The organism is Finegoldia sp. (assembly GCF_046991905.1).
In the GTDB taxonomy this organism is placed as follows: Bacteria; Bacillota; Clostridia; order Tissierellales; family Peptoniphilaceae; genus Finegoldia.
Genome location: NZ_JBKWZF010000028.1, coordinates 1 through 22,664, shown reverse-complemented (window position 1 = coordinate 22,664; position 22,664 = coordinate 1). Strand labels below are relative to the sequence as shown.

Genomic DNA, 22,664 nt, shown 5'->3' with positions numbered 1-22,664 from the left:
CCGATATTGAAGATGAACAAGAATACTACCATGCCTAAACGTGTCATAGTCTTTGTGACGCTTAGATTGTCGTTGTCCTTATCCTCGATTTCCTCAATCACAATGTCCTCTCTGTCGTCCGTGTCGGGGCTTTCCGACAGCAGGCTTTCCACACGGTCAGAGCCTAGCTCTTTTATGTCTGATTCCCCATATTGCAACAGCAGCCACGGTTGTTTTACCTGTATGGAAAACAGGCTGTCACGAATCAAGTCCACGCTGTCTTTTCCCTTGCTGCTGGAATCGGGCAGCACGATTTTTGTTCCGAGAGATAAAGCCGAGCTGCTAATATCCGAAGAAAAATCATTGATTTTGCTGATATAGTTTGGGGCATAGGCGATAAAGGACGCTGACAGGATAAAGACCACAAGGAAATTGACGACTGCATGAACCGCCTTTGTGGTTTCTCTCTTGATAAGTCCAGTGTAGGCGATATAGATACCTGTTACCAGAATGAGGATAAGCAGGAATCCTACATAAAATCCCTCGCTGGAAAAGCCGCTTTTCGTCACGCCTGCCAAGGTCTGAATGTTCTTTCCGATAGAGTTTGCGGTATCAGAGATAAAGTCCAGCTTGTAAGCCTCCTGCACCACATAGCCTGTGGCATTAGAGATATAAAGGCTCACCGTCCAGATAAAATTGGTGATGGCATACAAGCCATACTGAATACTTTTCCCAATACCGTCCAGCCAGTTCCAAGGCAGCCAGTCCCATGAACTGTCAACATAGAAATCAAGCTGGTAGTTTTCCAACGGATATTTGGAATAGGCGTTAGCGTCATTGACCGTAGTATCTACCAGACCAGCCGCATGAGCCACCGTACCCGTGATGGATAAGAACGCCAGCACGCCAAAGACAGCCAGCAGAGTGATACCGAAGAATCTTAGGATTTTTCGTTTCCTCATAGACTTCACCTCGATTCTTCCGTATGTATCGGCGGTCTGGTGTCAAAGGCAGCGAACAGGTCAGCAAATACAGGGTGTATCTGGATAACGCCCACACGCCCGTATAAATCTTGAAACAGGCATTGCCCGTTTTCCAAATCCCTAAGGCGTTTCTGGTTGCCCTCGTCCTCCTTGTCCACCCCGAAAAATTCAAGGGTATTCTTGATTTCCTTTATATCGGTACTGCGAAAGGCAAATTTCAAACCGATATTGTTTTTCATCTTCTCGTCGTCCACGTCGCCAGAGTTCTGCGTCACAAAGTAGACAGCGGCGTTCATGGAACGACCAGCACGAATCAGCTTGTTGGAAAGAGCTTTGCCCTGTGCCACCTGCAAGAACGTCCATGCCTCGTCCAAGTCCACCATCTTGAAAATCCCTCTGTCGGAATGGATAAAGTCAAGGGCAAAGGTGCTTATGACAATCAGCATTGCTACGGAGAGCAGCTCCATTGTGGTGTATTCCTCAAACCTCGTGTCCTTATCGGGCAGTACAAGGTCAGCCACCTGTATGATGTTTAGCTGCCTATCTAAGCTGATGGACTGCTCCACGTTCCCGTCCGAGAACAGCAGGTGTGCAAAGTCATAGTCCGTCATGCTCTCGATATGGTCTGCGATATTCTCTGCCACAGGTGAACCGTCTTTCCTCAATTCTTCAATGACACGCAGCAGGCCACGCTGCCTGCTCTGTGTCACGGAACGGATAGCACGACGCAGGACGGGGAACTTTTCACCGTCACGGGAAGAAATACCTGTAAGGAATGTGAGTATGTCAATCGCTAGGCTTTCAGCGTCTTTTTTGCGGCGCATAATCACATACGGGTCAAGAAGTCCTTTGCTCTTGCCCTCACTGGTAAGGTTGACTATCTTGATTTCATGTGCAATGTCGGGTAAGGTTTTCTGCCAGTTGCCACGTTCTGATTTAGGGTCTACAATGACCGCTTTCCCTCCAAACAGCACCGCATAATAGATAATCAGATTGTTACAGAATGACTTGCCGCCGCCAAGCGAACCGAGAAAAGCGGCAGCCAGTGCATTTGTCACCGAACCTTTTACGCCCTGTGCGGCAAGGCTGGGTTTTAGGTACACATTTTTTCCAGTATCAAGGTTATAGCCGATATAGATTCCGTCCGTTTCCCCAAGCTGCTGCGTTGCGCCGAATCCAAGTCCAGCGAGGAAATCCGACGTGACGTACTGGATATAGTCATTGATGTAACGCTTGCTTGCTGGGATAAATTCACCATGCAGCCCCAGCATATCCCCGAATGGGCGAACCAGTTTTACGTTGAGGTCGTCGTAAAAGTCCTTAACTTCATCACAGCGGCGTTTCAATTCTTCCAGAGAATCCGCAGCCACACGGATAACATAGGACAGCTTATACATGGATTCCTTTGACTGGTCTAAGCTGGTTTCCAGTTCATTGACCGAATCGAGGGCGTCCATGACGTTACTTCCCGTTTCGTTGTTGGATTCCCACGCATGGTTGTCTAAATCCTTTAGTTCTTTCTTTTTGTTGCGAACTGTTGTCAGCGCCTTTTTGTTGGTGACGATTTCCACATTCATGGAAGTGGAAACAGGGAACGTAAATTGCTGCTGCTGATAATAGAAGATTTCCAGATGGGAAGTCCAGCTCACCTACGATATTGTTAATCGTGAAGTAGGCAACATATGTTGTCTGATCTTCACGCTCTATCTTTAGGTATCGCTGGTTTTCTTCAATCAGACAGCGTGTGGGGCGTATAAGGTCATAACGCTTTACCAGCGTTTCATGTTTTCGTTTTATTACAGGCAGTTCATAGGAATAATCATTGTAGGCAACTCCTGTATTCCCGTAGATATGCTCCAAGAGATAGCCGAAGTCGTTCTTATCCAGCCTGCGGAACTGAAAGCGGCGTGAGAGTTTGCTTTCCAGCAGCTTTTCCATCTTCATAAAACGGTTAATCTCATCATTACTCATGGAAACAAAGTCACCCATGAGCTTGTGGTTGACTTCATAGAGAAAATCAGCAAAGGTCATAGCCGCCGACTTCCTCATGCTCTTTAGGTTGATTTCTTCCTCATTTACCAGCAGCTTGAATCCGAGAAAAAAGCGGTAGTCAATCTGATTTTCTCCAATCATATCCACCAACGCCTCTGTCTGTTCATCTATCTTTGCACAAGCAACATCACGAAGTCGCCCTGTGATTCCTTTTTTAGAACGCTCCTGCACCGCACGCAGGCTGTCCTCCGTGGCAATCTGCAAGGCATGGATTTTTCCGTCACGGTTCTGTGCGATAAGCTGTCGGAAGTTGTCATGCACCATATACTTTTCCTCTGGTGACAGGAACGAGTAATTGTAAGGTGTCAGCTCATAGTAGGCAAAGCACTCACCGTCATGGTTGAACACCAGATTGTTTTCAATATACTTAATCGTGAACATATATCACACTCCTAACTGTTGTAATCATGGGATTGAATGTTTCTTTTTCAGCCGAACCGCCTTTCCAGCATAGGTCACTTTAGGGCGCAGCAGAAAGCTGACACAGGACTTTAGGAATCCAAAAGGCTTTTTTCCGTCAAAGGTCTTTTGCGACACGAACCAAGTAAAAGCCACGGGGATTCCAAAGTATTTGAGGAACGCACCGTCAATCAAGGAAAAGGGCGGTAGCTCCCCAAAAAGAATCACCACGAACAGCGATACCACGAACCATGCCATCTGACTGAACGTGAGGGGGAACGGGAGCTGAAAGTCGTTGATAGCGTAAATGACTTTCTCCACGCTCCATATGCTTGTATAGCTTTTGATTTTCTTCAATGTTCACAGCTCCTTTCTTTTCTAAATGGAAACAGCAGCCTGTTTTCACAAGCTGCTGCATAAAAAATGCCAGTGGTTTTCACTGGTCGTTGCGTTGATATTTTGTTAATATGGACATTCAAACACGCCATGATTCGTAACGACAAAACGCCCCTCTAAATCAAGGTCACGCCCATAGGATTCATAGTCTATGTAATTTCTTATCCTGTCTGGTATCTCCCCAAGACATTGACATTCATCTATAAAATAATAGGCAACGTCTGTCATATCGTTGCAGTCGGGATAGTGGATAATCTCGTCGGCGTGTTCGCAAAGTTCCTCCAAGCTGCTGTAACAGCATAACAGTTCAGAAAGTTCGTCCTGTATATCCTCTGGTAAATCCTCCACCATCTCACACAGACGGTTGACTTCCTCAATCGGTGTGTATTCGTCAATCTCAAAGGGCAGCTCATAATCATGGATAGCGTATTCTTCATAAAATTTATTCAGACCGATACGCTCCGCCATCTCGTCATAATTGACGGGCGGCGTAAACCATGCGCCTACAAGCTCACCCTCGTTGTATTTTCCAAGATTGGCGATATAGATTCGCATTTCTTCTATATCACATCACCCCTTTACTGATAGCAGAATACGCCGCTGGGTGTAAACAGGTATCTGTCCTGCATTTCCAGCTCGTTTCCGTAGGAACGGTAATCAATGTGCTTTTGAAGTTCGTGGGGAATCTCACCGAAAATACATTCCTCGCAGATAAGGTATTCTGCCAGTGCCGCACCGTCAGCCACGTCATAATAGCGTATCTCGTCCTTATGGTCGATAAATTCATCAAACCCGTAAAACCATCTCTGTATGATGGATTTCATTTCGTTGCCGATAGGCGTACCCTCGATTTCCTGTACTATGCGGCATTTTACGTTGATTTCCCACAGGGGCATTTCACTGTGTACCTCAAAAGGCAGCTCATAATCGGCTATCTCTAGCTGTTCTTCATTTTCAACGCCCAGTCTTTCTCTGACTTCCTCCAAATCCACAGGGCAGTTGAACCAGCCGCCAGCGTAACCCTCTTCCTCGTCGTCACGGTAAGGCTGGGTATTGTTTAAAAGATAGATTCGCATTTCATACAAGGTTTATCACTTCCTTTCCTGTTTTCCAGTATTCCCATTATGACAGCGTAATCTACACCGAACACATAATGGCAGAATTTTTCCAGTTGTTCTTCTGGATAGGCAAGCGGCGAGTGCTGCTTGATGATTTCCCATACCTCACGTTTGCGGTAGGGCAGGTCGGAAATGTATTTGCAGCCGACCCAATCTTTCATATCCTCAAAAATATCTGTTTTCATGTTGTCCTCCTGTCTTAAAATTTTGCATAAAAAAAGCAGCAAACCGTTAAGATTTACTGCTTCAAATGCCTATTTTTTTGTTTTGCTTAAAATTACTGATAGTGCAAAAGTATTCTCAATAATATGATGTATTTGTCGAACATTATCGCATTGTATATATGATTTTTCTAATCTGTCCTTTGTTGCCTTGTCCAAACGATGTTTGAAATTTGTTTCATATTTTTCAAATGCCATTTGTCCAATCCTCATTTTTGATTCAACACTTAAATCTTCAAAGTGAATAATCTTATCAAAACGATTATAAATCGCACTACCTAAATTCTCTTCGATGTCTTTTAAATCTGTATAATTTGAAGTACATATTATAATAGATTTCTTTAGTGTTAGATAATAATTCTGGTCTTCGTAAACACCCTCATCAAAAAGTTGATAAAATGCACTGTGAAAAGAGGGATGTGCTTTATCAAACTCATCAAGCAATAAAACATTAGACTTTCTATCTAATAAATCTTTTGCAAAACTTTTTTCATAATGCGCACCTCCAAATAAATATGTAGCAAATTGATTGTTTTGATACATAGAAAATTGTTTTCTAAATATGGGTTCGCCTATAATCTTAGCTATATATTTTGCTGTTTCTGTCTTACCAATTCCCGATTTACCATAAAATAATAAAACTACAGGTTTTTGTCTGTACTTCATAGTAAGGGGGAAAAGAGCTTGCAATAATTCAAGTTTAACATCTTCCTGCCCTATAATTTTATTGTCATATTCTTCATTTATTTTGAGTAAATGAGAAGTTGTCAGCCGTTTATATCTTTGATATTTCACGTCTGCATTTGGATATAATCTAAGAATTTGTTCACTTATTTGTAGTGGTGGGTTCTGAATATACAAATTTTCTACGTCAAATTTAGCAAGAAAGTTTATAAAATTTGTAATAACATGTTCTCGAACTCCAGCATATTCATCTGAACTTATCACAAAATTTTTTACATAAATTTTTTCTTCCTTGTCTTCTTTCGGATAGTCACCATTTTGATTTGGTATTACTAATTTCATGGTCTTTCCGTCTTTATCCGATTCATAAACTAAATCAGTTAAATTTCTATATTCTTTTGGAATAATTCGATTGAATTTTTCTTTTGAACCATAATATATGATTACTTTATTCAATACTCATCACCCCCGCCAACACAATATCAAAAACATCTAAGTATTTTATCGAGGACTCACTTATTTCTCCAGTTACAATTTCCTTAACATTAGGTATATTAGTTGATGATTTTATTTCAAATTCCTTTTCTAAAGATAATTGTTCTTTCGTACATTGCCCCACTTTGACACCAAAATACGATAAATTCATTTTCGATAAATCAGCTAAGCTATAATCATTTTTAAATGCGTTTATATTAAACCTCAAAACACAAGAAGGCTCTTTTTCACTATTTAAAAGCATTTGATAATATCCTCTCTCACCAAGAAGAGCATTATTAAGTCCCTCAAGGTCTATAGGAATTTGCTCTTTAGGTACAATATTTAGATATGAACTATACATCCTATACATAGAAATAGAATTTTCTGGAGCATAAACACCATCATTATGGAATTGTTGAATATTTTTATCTTCACTTGCCATTGAAATATAATCTGTTAGAAGAGTATTGGTAACTGTACTTTTTATTAACTTGCTAGTGTTTGCATCAAAGTTTGCATTGGTATTTCCAGATACCGAAGACTTGATAAATGAAAATAAATTAAATCCGCCTTTAGCTTGTACATCAATTTCGGCAATAATTTTTGCTAATCTTTCTTTATTTTCTGTGGTTGTCCAGTCAATTTGTCCACCGTTTTGTATAGTAATATAGTCCGTTGCCGCTGTTTCATCAAAATAAACCACTTTCATCATTTTCGGACTTTTTTTGTTCTTTGCCATTAGTATTCTCCTCTCGAATATGTAAGATTCTACTAATGGTATTATATCATTTAGCAAAGCATTTTACAAAAGAGTTCTAATTGAGTTACGCTCCGATAATCTTATTGAATAAGTTTAACAGCACATCTTTTACGCCAGCGGCATTGAATACCAAGCCGACAGCGATTAAGGCAATCACCAAGAACCCGATAAGTTTTGAAAACTCTCGCTTGAATCCGAGATACACTCCGATAACAGCGATTGCCATAAGCACAAGGGATTGTGCGTTAGATAAAAACCAGTTGTATATGGATAGGTAAGTTCCTGATATTATAAATATCTCAAACTTTTCCCCCCATTCACACGGAGCGTGCGACTTTCACCGCACTCCGCGTTCCATCGTGTTTATATTGAAAAGTATTTATGTAGTAGACCTATATCAAGTTTAATTCTTGATTGCCAGCTAATACTCTATATTTATTTAGTCTTATGAGCTGGACTTTATTTAGTTTCAATAGAGCTATATATTTTTGTATTGTTTCTTCTGTTTTTGCGTGTATTAGACGATGTACCGCCTCTTTTACCAAAATAAGATTTTTATAATCGTCATTACCACCAGCCCTAGTTGGTACAATATGATGACAGTGTATTTCATTAGCTTGTTGAAATTCTTCCAGAGTTATAGCACATTTTCCATGTTGGGCAGAAAATAGCGAAATTCGATTGTCTGCGTATTCTATTGTGCGATTTTCCAAAGATAATTTCATCAACTGATACATCAGTAATTTATCAACACTTAGATTGGTATGGATAAATTTTCTTCCCTCTGGAGTATAGCAGTTTGCTGAATACACTTTTGCCATTGGTTTTCTGTGTTGGATATATCCAACAGGGAATATAGGTTCGCCCTCGCCAGCAACATATCGAAGCATTTTAGATTTACCATATCTTGTTGCTTCTTTTGTTGTAAGTTGTCTGCCTGTTTTTCTCAATCTGCCCTTTTTGCTTGCACCTAATCTGTTAGTGAAGATAGCCATTACAGCTCTATTAAGTTTCATACAATCCAGATTTACATTTGTTGCAATCTGATAATAATTTTGCATACCTAATACCATTGAATTATAAAGTCTTATTTCCTCTAATTCTGTTTTTCCCTTTGAGGGAGAAGCAATTTTCTTTGCCTGTGATACCAGCTTGTCTTTTTGGGTCTTGAATTGTTTATCACTTATATGTGATTTAACAACTAACTTCTTTCTTCTCGGTATCATTTTAATCTTGAAACCAAGAAAGTCGGAGTATCTTTTTCTAACATTTACAATTCTTGTTTTTTCTTGTGATACTTCCAATTTTAGTCGTTGCTCGATCCATTGAGTAATTGCTATTTTGGTTTTTTCAGCACTTTCTTTGTAGCGACAGAAAACTCTAAAATCATCTGCATAACGAACCATATACATTTCCTTTAACTTTGTTTTCTTCATTTCTTTGTAAGCGTTGCTTTTACATGGGCTACCGCTTTTATTGATATGAACCACATAGTTTTTTGTAACAGGATTTTCATGCCATTGACTTTCTACCCAATGGTCTAACTCATTAAGAACAATGTTGGCTAGTAGTGGGGATATAATTCCCCCCTGTGGAGTTCCTTTCTCTGGATATGTTATTGTGCCGTCAGGCATTTTAATTGGAGCTTTTAATATCCTTTTTAAAATGAATATCAAGTGCTTGTCCCGTATTCCCATAGCCCATATCTGTTTTATCAGTTTGGAATGGTTCACGTTGTCAAAGAAACCCTTAATATCAAATTCAATCACATAATGTAGCTGGCTGATTTGTAGGCGGTTATAGGTTGCTTTTATTGCATTTTCAACCGACCTATTAGGTCTGAAACCGTAGCTGTTTTCACTAAATTTAGCTTCGCAGATTGGTTCTAATACTTGTTTGATACATTGTTGTATAAGCCTGTCCCACATACAAGGAATGCCTAGAGGTCTGGTTTTCCCATTTGGTTTTGGTATTTCTTTTCGCCTTACTGGCTTAGGTCGATACCCGTGCGGAGTGCCTGCGACAATATATCTTACCTTTTTGACAACTGTTTCTGCTGGCAATTTGCCAATATCTTTAATTATTGTACCGTCTGTTCCTGCTGTCTTACTGCCTGCATTTGCTTTGATATTTCGATATGCCAGTAATATATTTTCTCTCGATAGGATAATATCCATAAGATGAGTGAAAATATCTCCATTCTTACTTTTGGCATATAAATCATCAAAGGTGTTTTGCATTTCGTAATATTCAGCGTGTCTTAAATCTTCTACACACAATGTTTCATTTTTATTTTTAGGCATAAGGCTTCACTCCTTTGCTTGAAATTGAGTGAGCTTTTTTATCTTACTCGTAATCCTTATTAAAGCAACATAATACTTTTCTAATATATACACGACTTGAGGGTATTCCTCCATTCCCATTACAAGAATTTCTTAGGTTCGCCCTCTGCTTTTCAGCATTGGTTCAACTGCTTATTGTTCTTCGTCAGCTTATTCTCTTGATGAGAACCCAATACCTTTCCTCGTTCCGATAATCTTATCTATACATATATATCCTTAGGTCACTAGCTATAAGCCTGCTGGCTTGATACCGCCTGTAACGGTATATGGCATTTCATAACCTATATTCTTACTTTGCCACACCAGCTACGATTTCTCGTACCTTTGCATTTCTACAAAGTACAAATTTAGACCCGTACATTCGCTGTTTCGTCAGTCCCTTGTGGAACATTCTAACCATAGATATTTTATAGACCCCCGACCTGTTGGATACGCTACCCACCTCTGGATAGTTTTCGATAGAAGATATATGTTCATCAACTATTACGGTATCTTTCAGCCGTCTTTACCGAGCTTCAAACATTCTGAGTTTCCTCATTCAATGCTTGTCGGAGGCTCAGGGCAGGCGTTTCAGAGCGTTACTTCATCATTCCACCTGTCAGATTATCAGTTCTCCTAATAATCAAACTTTTTCGTTCTTTTATTAGTGCCTTAGCTTTTCACTAAGGAACGAGTCGCACATAAGTTCTGTCCAAAATTCATTATTTTTTTCTCCTTTCCATCATCTCAATTTCTCTGTCTGCGGCTTTTGCTGTCTGCATAAAGCACATGATAACTACACCAAAGCCTGCCCCAAGTGTGAACAGGAACAGGTCAAATAAAATGTTTTTCATGTTGTTATTCCTCCTGTGTTGTGATTTTTTCTGTGGAAGTTGTCTGCTGTTCAATCAGTTTTTTATGACGCTCCGTAAGTTTTGCATGGTTCAAAATATCTTTGAGATACGTTGTTCCGTTGGTATCATCTATCTGCTGCAAGACTTTCCAAGTCGGGGCAACTTGCCTGCTTATCCAGTTCAGCGTCCGTGTGAGCGTGTACGGTTCTGGTTTGGTCGTTAATTTCAAACGCCCACGATCAGAACCGATAAAGTACGCCCATCTTTCATTGGTTTTCCATTCGCTGCGTCGCTTTTCCACCTCCTTGTCAGCGAATCGCATATAGCGGTTGATAATATCAAAAGCGGTACGTTCTGCGTCATGGTAGGTCAGCAGGTCACGCACCGCATAATAGGCTCGCTCGTTCTTTAGCCTTATCTCAAAACGGTTTTTGATTTTCGTATCTTCAAGGGGAATCTCGTATTTGACATACTGTTCATAGTCCTTTTCGTAGATACAGAAATAGACTTCCGATTTTAGCGAACCGACATACAATGTATTTCCCATACCGTATCTGTCCTGTTCTTTGCTTTTAACAAGCTCGCCGCTGCGGTAGCTCTTAAAGCTGCGGAATACGGAAATACATTCTTCATGGTTGCATTTCTCTGTCAGCTCTGGAATATCTAAGATTCCTGCCATATCGTTGATGGCAAGGTCAAGACGTTTCATCACACCTCCCTCCAACAGAGCGTCCATAAGAAAGTCATACCAGCTCCTGTGCTGCGCCAGAAGATAGCTTTCCATCTGGCGGCAGCCTTTTCCTTTCAGTTCCAGCAATGTGCCTTTTTCCTCATCGGGCGAAGTCAGCACGAACACATCGCCTAAGACATAATGCTCTGAATAGGAATAGAATCCGAAGTCCTCATGTATCATCACATCAAGCCTTATTTTGAGAATATCCTCAACAATGTGCTTAACGTCCTGTGTGGGGAAACGGATTCTCACATAATCCAAGACCATTTCCAGCGGATTCTCTGGATTCAGTTTGTCCAGTGCGTCCGTCAGTTTCACCCTGATTTCTTCTGTCAAGGTTACTTTGCCAGATTCCAGCCTGCTGATGTATTCTCGGCTGACACCAGCCATGACCGCAAGCTGATTCTGGGAAACGCCGTACTGCGTCCGTTGTTCCTTGAAATGGTCTATCCAGTCAGTATCATTCAGCCATAATCCCTCCAATCAAAAAAAGAATGTGATAGTTGGCAGTATTGTCACATTTCCTTGAATCTTCTAAAAGTCCGCTGTCTTAGCGGTTTTTTCCATATTTATTGAACTGTTTCCAGATAATTTGTGCCCCCCTGTTAGATAACGGGGGCGAATGGTTGCTGTGGCAAGCCACACCAACACAGGCTAGTCCGTACCTGCGGCTTTCGCTCTGCACGCCGCCTGTCCGTCCTGCCTGTTTTTTGACAGTCTGCCGATTTCCTTTAGAAAGTCATGCCCTTTGGGAACAAGAGGCGTGTAAAACTCTGATATAACACTCGTTCCTGTATCGACATAGCCACGTCCTTTTATTTGTTTCAAGAAAAAGTCTTTGTCAACCTCACCGAACATCATAGAATATCCCAACTCTGACATACGCCCCAATGCCACACGGAAGTTGAACTGGTCACGGATTCCGTCACCGAGATATTTTGCGTCTGGACGCTGGCAGGCTAGAATCAGAAAATACCCAGCCTGCCGACCAAGCATGACTATCTGTTTGAGCTTATTCAGCACAGCGGCATTTTCCTTTGTCGTCAGCATTTCCATAAATGCCACATATTCATCAAAGATAAGGAAGTGGGGAGCAAGACCGAGATAGGCATAGTTTTCACCTGTCTTATAGTTTTCCATCATTTTCATGGATTCGCTCCTTGCCATCATGCCATCATAGAATCGGTCAATACAGGCAGTTATATCTTCCTTTTTGTAATAGACTTCTGGCATGATAGCGGATAAATCCGCAAGGTCGGCGTTCTTAGGGTCTAGCACATACATCACCGCATTGCCCTTTAGCAAAGCCTCAATAATGGTAAGGATAAAATACGTCTTACCGCCGCCAGTACCACCAGCAATCAGCATATGGGGGAGCTTGTCATATTCCCACCAGACATTTTTCATCAGACGCAGGCTGCCATGTTCCGCCTGTACCTCGTTAATGGTGATACGGTTGGCAATCGTATCATAAAGTAGGACGTATTCTACATAGCTGTCCTTTAGTTCTTTGGACACCAGCTCGCAGTATAAGCCTGTTTCCAGTTTCTTTTCCAAATGCAGGAGCTGGTCTTGATATTTCCCCAATGTAATTTCTGTGCGGATATGCAGCAGTCCGTGTTCCATGCGGTAATACATCTTAGGAAAGTAAGTGATTTTCTCTTTCTTGCTGGTCGCTGGCAAGTCCTTGAAGAATCCATTGTCCTGTGTGGTTTCCGATTCATACCACCCATTTTCCAGAATCATCTTTGCCAACTTTTGACGGTGAAAGAGCTGCTTTACCCTGTCATACTGGAATCTGCGGTATAAGAGGGCAGCCGCCCCACAGATTAGAAGTGCCGCAATGACAGAAACTATCATGTATGGCGTGACCGTCAGATGGACGCTGCCATCTTGTAGGAAATGAACCGATTTCCAGTCCGTTGCTGCGATTGTCTTTAGGTTTAGCAGCAAGACCACCGCAAGGAAAAGCAGGAGCAGCGAACCAGCCGAAAAACGAAAGACCAGCGATTTATCGCTGGCTCTGATACGGTTTCCACGCTTTTGAAAATGTGGCAAATAAAATCCTCCTTTCCACGAAAAAAGCAGCAAACCTTTTAGATTCACTGCCTGTATACACATTATTTTAAAACAGTTTATTAAAATCGATGTTATAACCAGCCGCTTTCAGTTCCTTAGCGATTTCAATCTTCCAAGCACCACTTTCATCATAGGAAACATATACTACACCAGAAATGTCATTTGGTTTTTCAACATCATCTTTTACAAGGGCGCAAACATTTTTTCTTTCTAATTTCCCTATAAGATACCCGTGTTCAAAGACAACGTTTTGGCGTGCTCTACACCTTAATTCCGCACCATCGTTAGCTAATCCTCCTTTGTCACACGGAGTATACAATACTATACCGAAACCAACATTTGAATATCGTTCAATTTTCTCAATAATTGTTTCACCCTCACTAGCTTGCTCATGAAGTATTATAGGTTTTAGCTTTAATTTTTCTAAAAATCGTGCAACTTCATTTTTTAAGCCATTATCATGTCCATGAACAATAAATATTTTATCACCGCTGATTGATGGATTAGCTTGACTAATTGAAGGATTGGAAAAATATTTTTCATATTCTTCCCGATTAACTTGAATATCTTCATTAATCTCTTTAATGGTTTGTGTATTCTTTTTATGGTTTTCAGGTCTTATCACATATTGATTGCTACAAATATGTGATAAGTTATCCTTGTACCAATCCTCAATAATATTACAGCAGTATTCTAAAACATCAATAGTCATGGTATCGTTTTCTAAATCATTTTTTAAAGTTGCGCAAGGTACAGATATGATTGGTTCAGAGGTATAATCATCAATACTTTCAATAATGCTTAACAGCTTTATTTTAAGAATACTATAGTTAATCATACATAATTGCCTCTTTTCTTTTGATTTATAGAATAATTATACCTTATGTAACATCATATGGGAATAAATAAAATTACTTATTTTTGTTTTGAGAACCATTTAAAGTAGTTACTATGTTCTTCAAAACAATATCGTCTGCCTTGATGTACCAGTCAACATCTGCCCCTTGAAAGGTAGCGGTTGCCACCGTATCAGCCACAGGATTTATGATTTCCACCTCTGCGTTGTAGTCAAATTCCTTTAACGGAACAGTGGCAGGAATACTTACCTGTATCATGCGTCCCTGTTCCTTACACTTCAAATCATAAGTGCGCTCCTTGATTTCTTCAGAAACCGTACCGTCCTCGTTCTGGATATGTACCTCACGACGAAGAGCCGAAAACTTCAATACGCCGAATGTTTTTTCCTTGTCAATGATGATTCCATTTGCTAATCTCATAGATTCGATACCTCCTTATGCTTTCACCATGTCGTCTGCTGACAGGATATAATTTGTGAAACCTCTTGTGCCGATTTTATAACCCTCTGCGGTGATTTTGGGATTGATGAGTTTTACCCTTTCCTCTGATTCAAAGTTCTTCTCACCAGCAGACGCAGGCAGCACGACAATAATATCATCTGCTCTCTGTACGTCCGAATAAAGGTTAAAGCTACGGGAAACGACCGCCATGCGTCCGTTGATCCTACGCTGTTCCACCTTATTTTCACCTGCAAATTCTAAATGCCCGAATGTTTTTTCCATGTTAGGGATAACGTGTTTTAATTCCATAATATACCTCTTTTCTTTCTATATTTTATTGATAGTGTCATTCTGCTGTCGGGATAATATCTGTCTGCTTGTGGATTATCAAGGGCAGGCGTTGTGCGTTGCACCCTTGACAATCCTCATTCAGAAAGATTCGCCATCATCAAGCAGAATTTAGCCAGATTGTCAGATATACGCTGACTTTTTATGATGGGCGGTGAACGGGACGTTGCTTTCATCAGCTGATACCTCCCGTATTAGTCAGCTTTCTTTTTATAAAATCTTTTATAGGCTGCGAAGATAAGACCAGCACTGGAAATTCCAAGCATAGCCAATAGTGCAGCTAAAGGTGTATTGTCACCTGTTTTTGAAGAGTTGCCAGCTCTGCTAGGTGTTTCTGGCGTATCGGATTCCTCTGGTGTGACAGGGGGTTCTGGTTGTTCCTTGACGGTCACGGTTTGTCCCTCGTCGTCAATGTCCTTATGTTCCGCTACCTTGATAGGCTCGTCTGGATTCGTCACGTCGAATAATTCCTCAAAAGTGACAAGCTCCTTGCCTGCAAGCTCGCTGGCATTAAAAGTAAATTCAATCTGAACCTCCATCTTGCTGTCTGTCGCTGTGAATGTAAAGTCATTTTCCACAGGCTTTCCATCAATCAATAGCTGTGCATTTTCAGATTTTATCATCTGCCAGCCTTTAAGCTGGTACTGTGTGTCTTTTTCCAGACCGTCTAAAGTGACGGTATCAACGATTGTCACTTCTTTGCCAGCAACTATCATCTTTTCGCCAGTCGTCTTGCTGGTAGCTGTGGTATGAACCGTAATCACTCTTTCTTTGATTGTCACGGTCTGTCCGTCGTCCTCAATGTCCTTGTGTTCCGCTACTTTGATAGGCTCGTCTGGATTGGAAAGGTCGTATAATTCCTCAAAGGTTACAAGCTCGCTGCCGCCTAACGCACTGGCATTGAATGTAAATGCCATTTCGATTTCCATTTTGGAATCCTTTGCGGTAAATGTGTAATCATTTTCTACAGGTTTTCCGTCAACAAGTAGCTGTGCGTTTTCAGATTTTACCATCTGCCAGCCTTTAAGCTGGTACTTTGTACCTTTTTTCAGACCGTCTAAAGTAACGGTATCAACGATAGTCACACTTTTACCAGTGACGATTGATTTTTCACCTGTTGCTTTATCAGCAGCAGTTGTATGGATAGTGATTTCTGGTTCGTATTCATCTGTCAGCGTACCTAAGTCAATCACGGTCTTATCTCTTGAAACCACCACATCAAAAGCAGGAATCAGCGTCATTCCCTTATTGGAATCACAGCGCAGTTCCTCAATCGTATAGGTATCGTAAGGCAAAGCACCTTTGCTGTCGTCTGGTGCGGAAGTGCCGAACCAGATACCGTCCTCGCTGGTCTTACCCTCATTGGTATTCTGTGTATGGGAAACCCAGTCAGCAGAAGTTGAGAACTGACCGTTTGCGTCCGTTACGATAACATGACTTTCACCAGTCGTCTTGCTTGTGATCCTAAACGGAACATTCGCAAGACGCTTGTGTGTGCCAGCAGCGATTTTCACGCCCTCAATATCTCCACGCTTAATCTGGTTGTAAACGGAATGTTCTTCATCTGTTAAATCAACGATTTTCCCATTTTCCGTGATTTCAAATTCAACCGCTTTTGCACCGTCTGTCAAATATCCCTCTGGTGCGCTGGTTTCTTCTAAACGGTATTTTCCAAAAGGCAGGGTATCTGTATCAGTCGCAGCGATACCGTCAACCCCTGTATGGATTGTTTTTACGGTTTCGTTTTTCTTATACAGCTTTCCATCAACCAAGACAGCATTATCATTTAAGGAAATGATTGCAAAGGCAGTATCTTTTAAACTCGCTCCGCCCTGTGCTTTGGTATCTTTGGTTTCAAGGTCACGTTTCTGGATTTTGACACCGCCACGGATAACCTTGTCTGATACGGAATACTGGTTGCTGCCGCTTAACACTGCAAGCTCACCATCTTCTGTAATCTGCGCCACATACAAGCCTTTTATTTGTTCTGAACTTCCAGCAGCCTGCATATATGCGCCCTCCAATAAGTAACCGTTTGGAGCAGCCTTTTCTTCTACCGTGATAGTTCCCAGCGGCAGGCAGACCGTACCGTTTTGTGTATATAAACTATCGCCAGATACTTTATAGGAATCAGCTAAACGGGTGATATAGTGGATTGCATTATCGCTGCCTTTTTCCGCTTTGGTCTTTGTCGTCCATGTGCGTGTCGGCTCTGCTGGAAGATTATCTTTTGTATAATATCCGTCGTAATACTTCCAGACAAACTCTGCACCCTCCAAACTCGCATTACCCTGTGGGTCTGCTTTGGAAGTTTCCATATCAATCTTGAAAAGCTCAATCAAGGTATCTGTGACTTTCGGTGTATCGCTCACTTTCAAGATAGCTGTTTCGCCAACTTTGACCGTAAGAGTATACATGTTCTTATCTAGCTGGAATCCTTTGGGAGCTTTGGTTTCTTTCACATAATATGTCGCAGCTTTTAGCTCCACAGTTTCAGTGCTGCCGCTGTTATCTGTCGTAAGTGTGGCAAGCTGTTCTTTGCAGCTTTTATCAGCGTAGACACCATAAGTCGCACCAGCGATTGAATAGCAGTCGTTAGATTCTGTAATCCCCGTATTACTGGAAGATTTCTGAATCTTGCCATTTCCCACAGCCAGCTTTGCATAAAACTGTCCTAATTCCTGTCCCTCGCCAGAGTAGATATAACCATAACAGTCATAACGTCCTTTATTTTCTTTAACAAAGGCTTTTGCTCCTGCGAACACTTCATCTTGTACCGCTTTGGGAATTTCATCATAGGCAGCTCGCACGTTATCGCAACCCCAGCCTAAATGAACGCTCAATCTCTGCCAGACCACTAACTGTCTTAACAGGTAGGCGTGCTGACTGCTTATCCCTTTGTGACTGTCCGTGTACTGTTTGACGTATTCTATGGATAAGGCAACGTCAGCTATCTGGTCGGCACTCATGCGTGTGCTTGCGTCATCTCTGGTCTTATAGCCATTTTTAAAATTTGTGTTTATATCTATGCAGTAAGCGTCTTCGCCCTCAACGGTCATGTGACCCTCGTTGAATGTTGAGCCGATAGAACCGTCATTCATTACCTTTTCAACGATTCCCACACGTTCCGCAGATTCCGTCCAGTATTGCGTCTGTGCTGCATGAACCGCAGTAGTAGGTAATGCGGTAAAGACGGTTGCAAGGGTAAGGACACCCGTAAGCAATCGTTTCATAATCTTTATCATAATTTTTTGATTCTCCTTTCTTTCTGAAATATAAAAAGGACGCTCATTTCTGAACGTCCAAAGGGTACGAGTATCTTGATTTCTAGTGACAAATGATTTATATTTAAAAAGTAAAAATTGCAAAAAACTAAGCTCATTTGCTAACAGCTTGCTAACACTCTACGGTGTATGGCAGTACACCTACGGGTATCAGCGTCTAGCAATAACAAAGGCTTTGTCTTTATTTTTTGCCATTAAGCGCCCCATAAAGGATAATCGAACCACCAGCTACCAAAGTTCACAGGGAACTCCTACAAATATGCTGATAATTTATACGGAAAGGTCCTATAGAAGATTGTATAGTGGTTTGCATGCTCATGTATCTTATAGTTTAGAATCCATGAAATATCAATAATTTGTGGATTTTTTAGGAATTTGACAGATTCCATACGTATAGAAGGGTGTAAGGAACCCTTACAGAATGGAGGACATATGAATGTCAGATGCAACAAATCAACTCAACTACAGTAACGATCTATTTTTTAAGTACACCCTTTCCCGTGAGGATGAAGGCTCTGTGTACGCCCGCAACACCATCATTGAGCGTGTTACCGGAATCAGGGTAAAGGAAAGCACCGTGCTCAATCCCAATCTGGATCCGGGCATCATTGGAAAGAAGCGCATCATTCTGGATGTTCATGTGAAGGATGAACAAAACCGCCATTTCAATATCGAGATGCAGACCACCTACAAGGGATTAGCGGAAATGATGCGCTTTGAATTTTACGGTGCCAGAGCATTGAACAATCAGCTCAACAGTGGTAAGAAGTACAGGGATTTAAAGCCAGTATATCAGATTATTTTCATTGACGAATATGCATGGAACAACAGAAATCTGATCAATCAGTATCAGATGCGCAATGAGCAGGGAGAGAATGAAAGCTACTATCCGCTCATCCTTCGTACCTATATTCATATGCCGGCAATCAATGACATCGTAAAGGAGAAGGAAATGCAGAGGCTGAATGACTTTGAACAGCTGGTGTATCTGTTTGAAAATAATGAAAAAAATGATATACTGAAGTCAAAGGAAAGGCTGGTGAAGGTATTCATGGATAAGTACGAGGAAATGCAGAAGGATGATGAGCTGTGGTCAACCGCAATGGCGATTCAGATGGGAGAGGCACGTTACCGCTATGGCTTGGAGGACAGCTATGAAGAGGGGATGAAAGAAGGAATCATGAAAGGGAAAGAAGAAGGTAAAATCGAAGGAGAGAAAGTTGGTATACACAAAGGTAGAATAGAAGGAAAGATATCACTGCTGCTCCAGCAGCTGGATAGTAAATACCATGAGGATTGCTCAGTCTGGCTATTTTCTTTGAACGATGAACAGATAGAGAATGTATCCAGCTTGATACTGACATGTAATACATTGCAGGAGCTAAAGGATCAGGTTATGATTAGCCAATAATCATACATAAATACGCCGAGAAACTGTTCTATAAGCTTACACTTATAAAACAGTTTTTCATCTGCTTGTTTCCCCAAATTCATAATAATATTGGAAATGATTGCAACGAATGTACCTATGCAGGGCTTTTGCTTGTTTATGAAATAAATACGAAGGCTGTTGCATAATGCAAATCACAGGGCGATAAAACCCTTTTTCTGTTTAATAAAGTTTTTCATATGGACGAAACATTCTATTCTGTTGGGCATTCCCTGTCTTTCTAGGAATTGCTATCACTATCTTTTCTATTTCTAATTATATATGTGATTACAATCCTTGACTCTGACAGTGTGTCATAGTGTATACTTGTCATATACAGCAGCAGGATGCCTTATTGGAAACAATAACGGCAATCAGCTTTGTGATTTAAAAAGGAGAACTGTCATGAAGGAATGTGAAGAATGCTACAGCATCAATAACCGCTCAACACCTATATTGAATCCCAGAGATTGTCTGGAAAATCATCTGCAATACATATGTGGAACCTGTGGCAGGTGCATCTGCGTGAATAGGACGGAGAAAAGTGGTCTGCAAAGATGGAATTTCCCTTTCAAAACACTGGAAACCGCCAAGCTGTATCTGCGTAGTGCTGATATTTGTGCAGAAACAAATTGCGGAATCTATGAAATCAAAAATGAAAGAGGACGATATTCCTATAAGATTTTTAATAGCCCCTCCATTGCAGCCGCTTATACTAACAACCATAAGGTATGTCTCAATGAGAAACCTCTATATCAAAGAGAGAGATTTAAACGATATCCAAACGCTGAAATAAGACGTTTAACTTCACATGAAGTTGACATATATCTAAAGGAACAGAATGAGACAAAATAAAAACCGGCAATCCGGTTTTTATTTATGACGATATTATTTCATCAATTGTTTTCTTTTACGCTGAATAGCAACAATTCCCATCGAAACGAATCCAAGCAGTGCAAATGCCGTAAAGAGACCTGCATTTGTTGTATCTCCGGTATTCGGTGATTTCTTATCACTGGATGGTTTTTCAGGTGTTGACGGTTTTTCTGTAGCTGCTACTTTTTCATAAACAGGTTTTACAAGCAAATCCTTGGTTACCTTCGTAAAATCAGTATCCCATTTCACAAAACGATAGCCTTCAACTTCCGGTGCTTTTGGTGCTGTTGCCGCTTTGTTAGCTTCAACCTTTTCAGTTCTCAGCACTGCGCCATTCATATCGACAAAGACAACATTATAAATCGTCTTTTCTGGTGCTGGTGTTGGTGTCGGTTCTGGTGTTGGCTCCGGTTTTGGTTCCGGGGTAGTTCCATTATCTTCAACTTTTTTATCCTCATATACGACAGCATAAGTAGAGAAACGATCTGTTCTAAAGGTTAAAATATTCTTATTACGCTCTGGTACTATTTTATTAACAGCTCCATTATGAACACGAAGTATATAGAATTCTCTTCCTTCTGCTAATAGATTCTCAGGAACCACAACAGTAAATTTCATAGGGGTACTCAGATTTGTAATATTTCCTAATTCAATATCATCTGCTTTAATTAAGACACTCAGATCAAGATACATTGCTACTGTTGCTGTATTATTACTTTCAGCGGTCAATGCTTCCAGTTCCTTTTGAATTTTTTTAGCATCAGCCTGTACCTGAGCATTACTGGAATCAGCCTTCTGCACATCTGCAACAACCGTTACTGTCTTGCCTGCTTTTGCAGCTTCAATAACAGCATTGGCTGTATCTGCATCTGTGAACTCACTGGAGCCTGCAATAATCTGATCAGTTACATCTTTCAATAACTTTTCTGCTTTCTCATCATTTACACCGACCTTGATTTCATCAGTAGGTTTGGATGTATCAATGGAAGGAGTTTCTACTGCTACAGGCTTGGTAACAGTTACTTCACAGTTTGCTGTCAATCCACCTTCAGTTGTTGCAATAATGGTGACTTTTCCTGGAGCATTCGCTGTAACCTTTCCATCTTTAACAGAGGCAATCTTCTCATCACTAGAAGACCATTCTACAGTTTCTGTTTTAGATTCATCTGGTGATAAAGTAGCAACAAGGACTTCACTCGACCCAACCTCTAAGGTTATGTTTTTCTTTGATAATTCAATGTTTGTTGCTAAAGGAATAACAGCATAACCTTTTTGACCAAGAAAAACTTTGTATCCTTCAGCAACATGACCTTTATTCAAAGATGGATCAGAAGAAAATAATCCGCCTGTAATCGATACACTTCCAAATTTCTCAAAACTTCCATTCATAGGAGCTATTGAAGAATTTTCACTTTTAAAGGTTCCATCATGTATAACTAACTGTCCTTTATCCATTACATCATCCAATTTGCCATTTAATATAGCATTACCATCTGATGTGAATTCACCACCATTGATAGTAGCAATATTCCAATTCAGTAAAGCTGCTTGTACTGTATTTGAAAAAGAGCCACCATTTATCGTAAGTTCACCATAGTCATCATTTTTAATCGTATTTAATCCACCTGAAAATGTTCCCCCGTTTATTTCCATCAGTGAAGCAGTTCCTGTTTTGTTTTCTTTACCATTTTGCCATCCATTTTCAATCATACTTGAATAACGACCATTTTGTGAAACAGAAACTGATGAATTGATTGTCATATCACCATGATTTCGTATTGTATAAAATGAGTTTCCACCAGAAGTGGTACTATTGATACCATTTTCTTTACTTCTAATAAAATTGCCGCTATTCAAAATTGCTACACCATCATTGTCCAGTGCTGCCTTAGCATGAGTTACATTGTCAACTGTACCAGCAGTTCCATCAATAGTCAAAACTCCCTTGTTGTAAATTGTGTGGCTTGTTTCATTAGTCAGCGTCTTACCACCTAAATCCAAAGTTATTGATCTATTTTCTGGTATCACGACATCTGCACTGATATTTTCTCCTAATCGAATAGTAGAAATATTGACGTTTTTGATTGCTTCCTGTAATTGTTCTTTTGTTTTAACTGTAGCTTCTGTTGATTCTTCAGCATGTAGCGGTTGCGGTAACATACATCCGACAGCGAGTGCCATAGATGCAACAATTGTTAATAATTTTTTCATACAGTATGTATTCCTCCTTTTTCCATCTTCCAAACATTTAAAAACTAGAAATTCTTGTATTCTATCCCTTCCATCTCAAAACGTATACATTTATAAATTAACTGTATGAAGTTGAAAAGCTTCTTTTTTTTACCGAAATTGCATAAAAAAGTATCTTTTTCA

General features: G+C 40.5%; 18 protein-coding genes and 2 pseudogenes. 2 read left to right on the top strand and 18 right to left on the bottom strand.

Translation table 11 applies throughout. From position 1 onward, the window contains the following. From ACLUJM_RS09760 to ACLUJM_RS09680, 17 genes and pseudogenes are all read right to left on the bottom strand, one after another. Nucleotides 1-941: CD3337/EF1877 family mobilome membrane protein (locus ACLUJM_RS09760; protein WP_412412735.1), on the bottom strand; the 941-nt coding region annotated here is incomplete at its 3' end. A gap of 5 nt (nucleotides 942-946) precedes the next feature. After that, nucleotides 947-3,395: pseudogene (locus ACLUJM_RS09755) on the bottom strand (ATP-binding protein). Beyond that, nucleotides 3,382-3,770 (bottom strand): annotated as a pseudogene (locus ACLUJM_RS09750) (conjugal transfer protein). The pseudogenes ACLUJM_RS09755 and ACLUJM_RS09750 overlap by 14 nt, the downstream one beginning before the upstream one ends. Nucleotides 3,771-3,875: 105 nt before the next feature. Further along, entirely contained in the window at nucleotides 3,876-4,364 is a 489-nt protein-coding gene (locus ACLUJM_RS09745) for an antirestriction protein ArdA (RefSeq protein ID WP_008817939.1), read from the bottom strand. A 23-nt stretch (nucleotides 4,365-4,387) separates the two neighbouring features. Continuing rightward, nucleotides 4,388-4,885, bottom strand: coding sequence for an antirestriction protein ArdA (locus ACLUJM_RS09740; protein ID WP_008817938.1), 498 nt, complete (start codon nucleotides 4,883-4,885; stop codon nucleotides 4,388-4,390). Then, on the bottom strand, nucleotides 4,867-5,112 hold the full coding sequence (locus tag ACLUJM_RS09735) for a hypothetical protein (protein WP_008817937.1): 246 nt from the start codon (nucleotides 5,110-5,112) through the stop codon (nucleotides 4,867-4,869). The genes ACLUJM_RS09740 and ACLUJM_RS09735 overlap by 19 nt, the downstream gene beginning before the upstream one ends. A 69-nt stretch (nucleotides 5,113-5,181) precedes the next feature. Then, nucleotides 5,182-6,288, bottom strand: coding sequence for an AAA family ATPase (locus ACLUJM_RS09730; RefSeq protein ID WP_008817936.1), 1,107 nt, complete (start codon nucleotides 6,286-6,288; stop codon nucleotides 5,182-5,184). After that, nucleotides 6,281-7,048 (bottom strand): DUF6414 family protein, encoded by a 768-nt coding sequence (locus ACLUJM_RS09725; RefSeq protein ID WP_008817935.1) that lies wholly within the window; start codon nucleotides 7,046-7,048, stop codon nucleotides 6,281-6,283. Before ACLUJM_RS09725 ends, ACLUJM_RS09730 begins: the two co-directional genes overlap by 8 nt. An 85-nt stretch (nucleotides 7,049-7,133) precedes the next feature. Further along, complete coding sequence (locus ACLUJM_RS09720) at nucleotides 7,134-7,358, bottom strand: hypothetical protein (protein ID WP_242407888.1); 225 nt, start codon at nucleotides 7,356-7,358, stop codon at nucleotides 7,134-7,136. Nucleotides 7,359-7,461: 103 nt separating this feature from the next. Continuing rightward, on the bottom strand, nucleotides 7,462-9,372 hold the full coding sequence (ltrA, locus tag ACLUJM_RS09715; protein ID WP_003436850.1) for a group II intron reverse transcriptase/maturase: 1,911 nt from the start codon (nucleotides 9,370-9,372) through the stop codon (nucleotides 7,462-7,464). A 740-nt stretch (nucleotides 9,373-10,112) separates the two neighbouring features. Then, nucleotides 10,113-10,244 (bottom strand): DUF3789 domain-containing protein, encoded by a 132-nt coding sequence (locus ACLUJM_RS09710; protein ID WP_008817934.1) that lies wholly within the window; start codon nucleotides 10,242-10,244, stop codon nucleotides 10,113-10,115. Nucleotides 10,245-10,248: 4 nt separating this feature from the next. Next, the gene (gene mobT, locus ACLUJM_RS09705; protein ID WP_008817933.1) at nucleotides 10,249-11,460 is read right to left on the bottom strand and encodes a MobT family relaxase; all 1,212 of its coding nucleotides are present in this window, start codon (nucleotides 11,458-11,460) and stop codon (nucleotides 10,249-10,251) included. Nucleotides 11,461-11,631: 171 nt separating this feature from the next. Beyond that, nucleotides 11,632-13,035, bottom strand: coding sequence for an FtsK/SpoIIIE domain-containing protein (locus ACLUJM_RS09700; protein WP_008817932.1), 1,404 nt, complete (start codon nucleotides 13,033-13,035; stop codon nucleotides 11,632-11,634). 67 nt (nucleotides 13,036-13,102) lie between these two features. Beyond that, a complete protein-coding gene (locus tag ACLUJM_RS09695) occupies nucleotides 13,103-13,894 on the bottom strand; it encodes a TIR domain-containing protein (protein WP_008817931.1) in 792 nt (263 codons plus the stop codon). A gap of 73 nt (nucleotides 13,895-13,967) precedes the next feature. Next, nucleotides 13,968-14,333: a YdcP family protein gene (locus ACLUJM_RS09690; protein WP_008817930.1), complete on the bottom strand. Its 366-nt coding sequence runs from the start codon at nucleotides 14,331-14,333 to the stop codon at nucleotides 13,968-13,970. A 15-nt stretch (nucleotides 14,334-14,348) separates the two neighbouring features. Continuing rightward, nucleotides 14,349-14,663 (bottom strand): YdcP family protein, encoded by a 315-nt coding sequence (locus ACLUJM_RS09685; RefSeq protein WP_008817929.1) that lies wholly within the window; start codon nucleotides 14,661-14,663, stop codon nucleotides 14,349-14,351. Nucleotides 14,664-14,896: 233 nt separating this feature from the next. Continuing rightward, nucleotides 14,897-17,947 carry a VaFE repeat-containing surface-anchored protein gene (locus tag ACLUJM_RS09680; RefSeq protein ID WP_412412734.1) on the bottom strand — a complete coding sequence of 1,017 codons (3,051 nt, stop codon included), beginning with the start codon at nucleotides 17,945-17,947 and terminating at the stop codon, nucleotides 14,897-14,899. Between the two features lie 475 nt (nucleotides 17,948-18,422). Between ACLUJM_RS09680 and ACLUJM_RS09675 the strand changes: the two genes are divergently transcribed. Both ACLUJM_RS09675 and ACLUJM_RS09670 read left to right on the top strand, forming a co-directional pair. Next, on the top strand, nucleotides 18,423-19,397 hold the full coding sequence (locus ACLUJM_RS09675; protein ID WP_412412733.1) for an Rpn family recombination-promoting nuclease/putative transposase: 975 nt from the start codon (nucleotides 18,423-18,425) through the stop codon (nucleotides 19,395-19,397). 423 nt (nucleotides 19,398-19,820) lie between these two features. Beyond that, nucleotides 19,821-20,270, top strand: coding sequence for a hypothetical protein (locus ACLUJM_RS09670; RefSeq protein ID WP_002609587.1), 450 nt, complete (start codon nucleotides 19,821-19,823; stop codon nucleotides 20,268-20,270). 33 nt (nucleotides 20,271-20,303) lie between these two features. On the opposite strand, the gene ACLUJM_RS09665 is transcribed toward ACLUJM_RS09670, so the two are convergent. Then, nucleotides 20,304-22,502 carry an Ig-like domain-containing protein gene (locus ACLUJM_RS09665; RefSeq protein WP_022300185.1) on the bottom strand — a complete coding sequence of 733 codons (2,199 nt, stop codon included), beginning with the start codon at nucleotides 22,500-22,502 and terminating at the stop codon, nucleotides 20,304-20,306. Nucleotides 22,503-22,664 lie beyond the last annotated feature (162 nt).

What these genes read in the sequence shown, in the direction of transcription:
- ACLUJM_RS09665 (WP_022300185.1), bottom strand. Translation starts at nt 22,502, where the DNA reads ATGAAAAAATTATTAACAATTGTTGCATCTATGGCACTCGCTGTCGGA.
- ACLUJM_RS09745 (WP_008817939.1), bottom strand. Translation starts at nt 4,364, where the DNA reads ATGCGAATCTATATCGCCAATCTTGGAAAATACAACGAGGGTGAGCTT.
- ACLUJM_RS09675 (WP_412412733.1), top strand. Translation starts at nt 18,423, where the DNA reads ATGTCAGATGCAACAAATCAACTCAACTACAGTAACGATCTATTTTTT.
- ltrA (WP_003436850.1), bottom strand. Translation starts at nt 9,372, where the DNA reads ATGCCTAAAAATAAAAATGAAACATTGTGTGTAGAAGATTTAAGACAC.
- ACLUJM_RS09690 (WP_008817930.1), bottom strand. Translation starts at nt 14,333, where the DNA reads ATGAGATTAGCAAATGGAATCATCATTGACAAGGAAAAAACATTCGGC.
- ACLUJM_RS09680 (WP_412412734.1), bottom strand. Translation starts at nt 17,947, where the DNA reads ATGATAAAGATTATGAAACGATTGCTTACGGGTGTCCTTACCCTTGCA.
- ACLUJM_RS09695 (WP_008817931.1), bottom strand. Translation starts at nt 13,894, where the DNA reads ATGATTAACTATAGTATTCTTAAAATAAAGCTGTTAAGCATTATTGAA.
- ACLUJM_RS09670 (WP_002609587.1), top strand. Translation starts at nt 19,821, where the DNA reads ATGAAGGAATGTGAAGAATGCTACAGCATCAATAACCGCTCAACACCT.
- ACLUJM_RS09710 (WP_008817934.1), bottom strand. Translation starts at nt 10,244, where the DNA reads ATGAAAAACATTTTATTTGACCTGTTCCTGTTCACACTTGGGGCAGGC.
- ACLUJM_RS09685 (WP_008817929.1), bottom strand. Translation starts at nt 14,663, where the DNA reads ATGGAATTAAAACACGTTATCCCTAACATGGAAAAAACATTCGGGCAT.
- ACLUJM_RS09725 (WP_008817935.1), bottom strand. Translation starts at nt 7,048, where the DNA reads ATGGCAAAGAACAAAAAAAGTCCGAAAATGATGAAAGTGGTTTATTTT.
- ACLUJM_RS09740 (WP_008817938.1), bottom strand. Translation starts at nt 4,885, where the DNA reads ATGCGAATCTATCTTTTAAACAATACCCAGCCTTACCGTGACGACGAG.
- ACLUJM_RS09735 (WP_008817937.1), bottom strand. Translation starts at nt 5,112, where the DNA reads ATGAAAACAGATATTTTTGAGGATATGAAAGATTGGGTCGGCTGCAAA.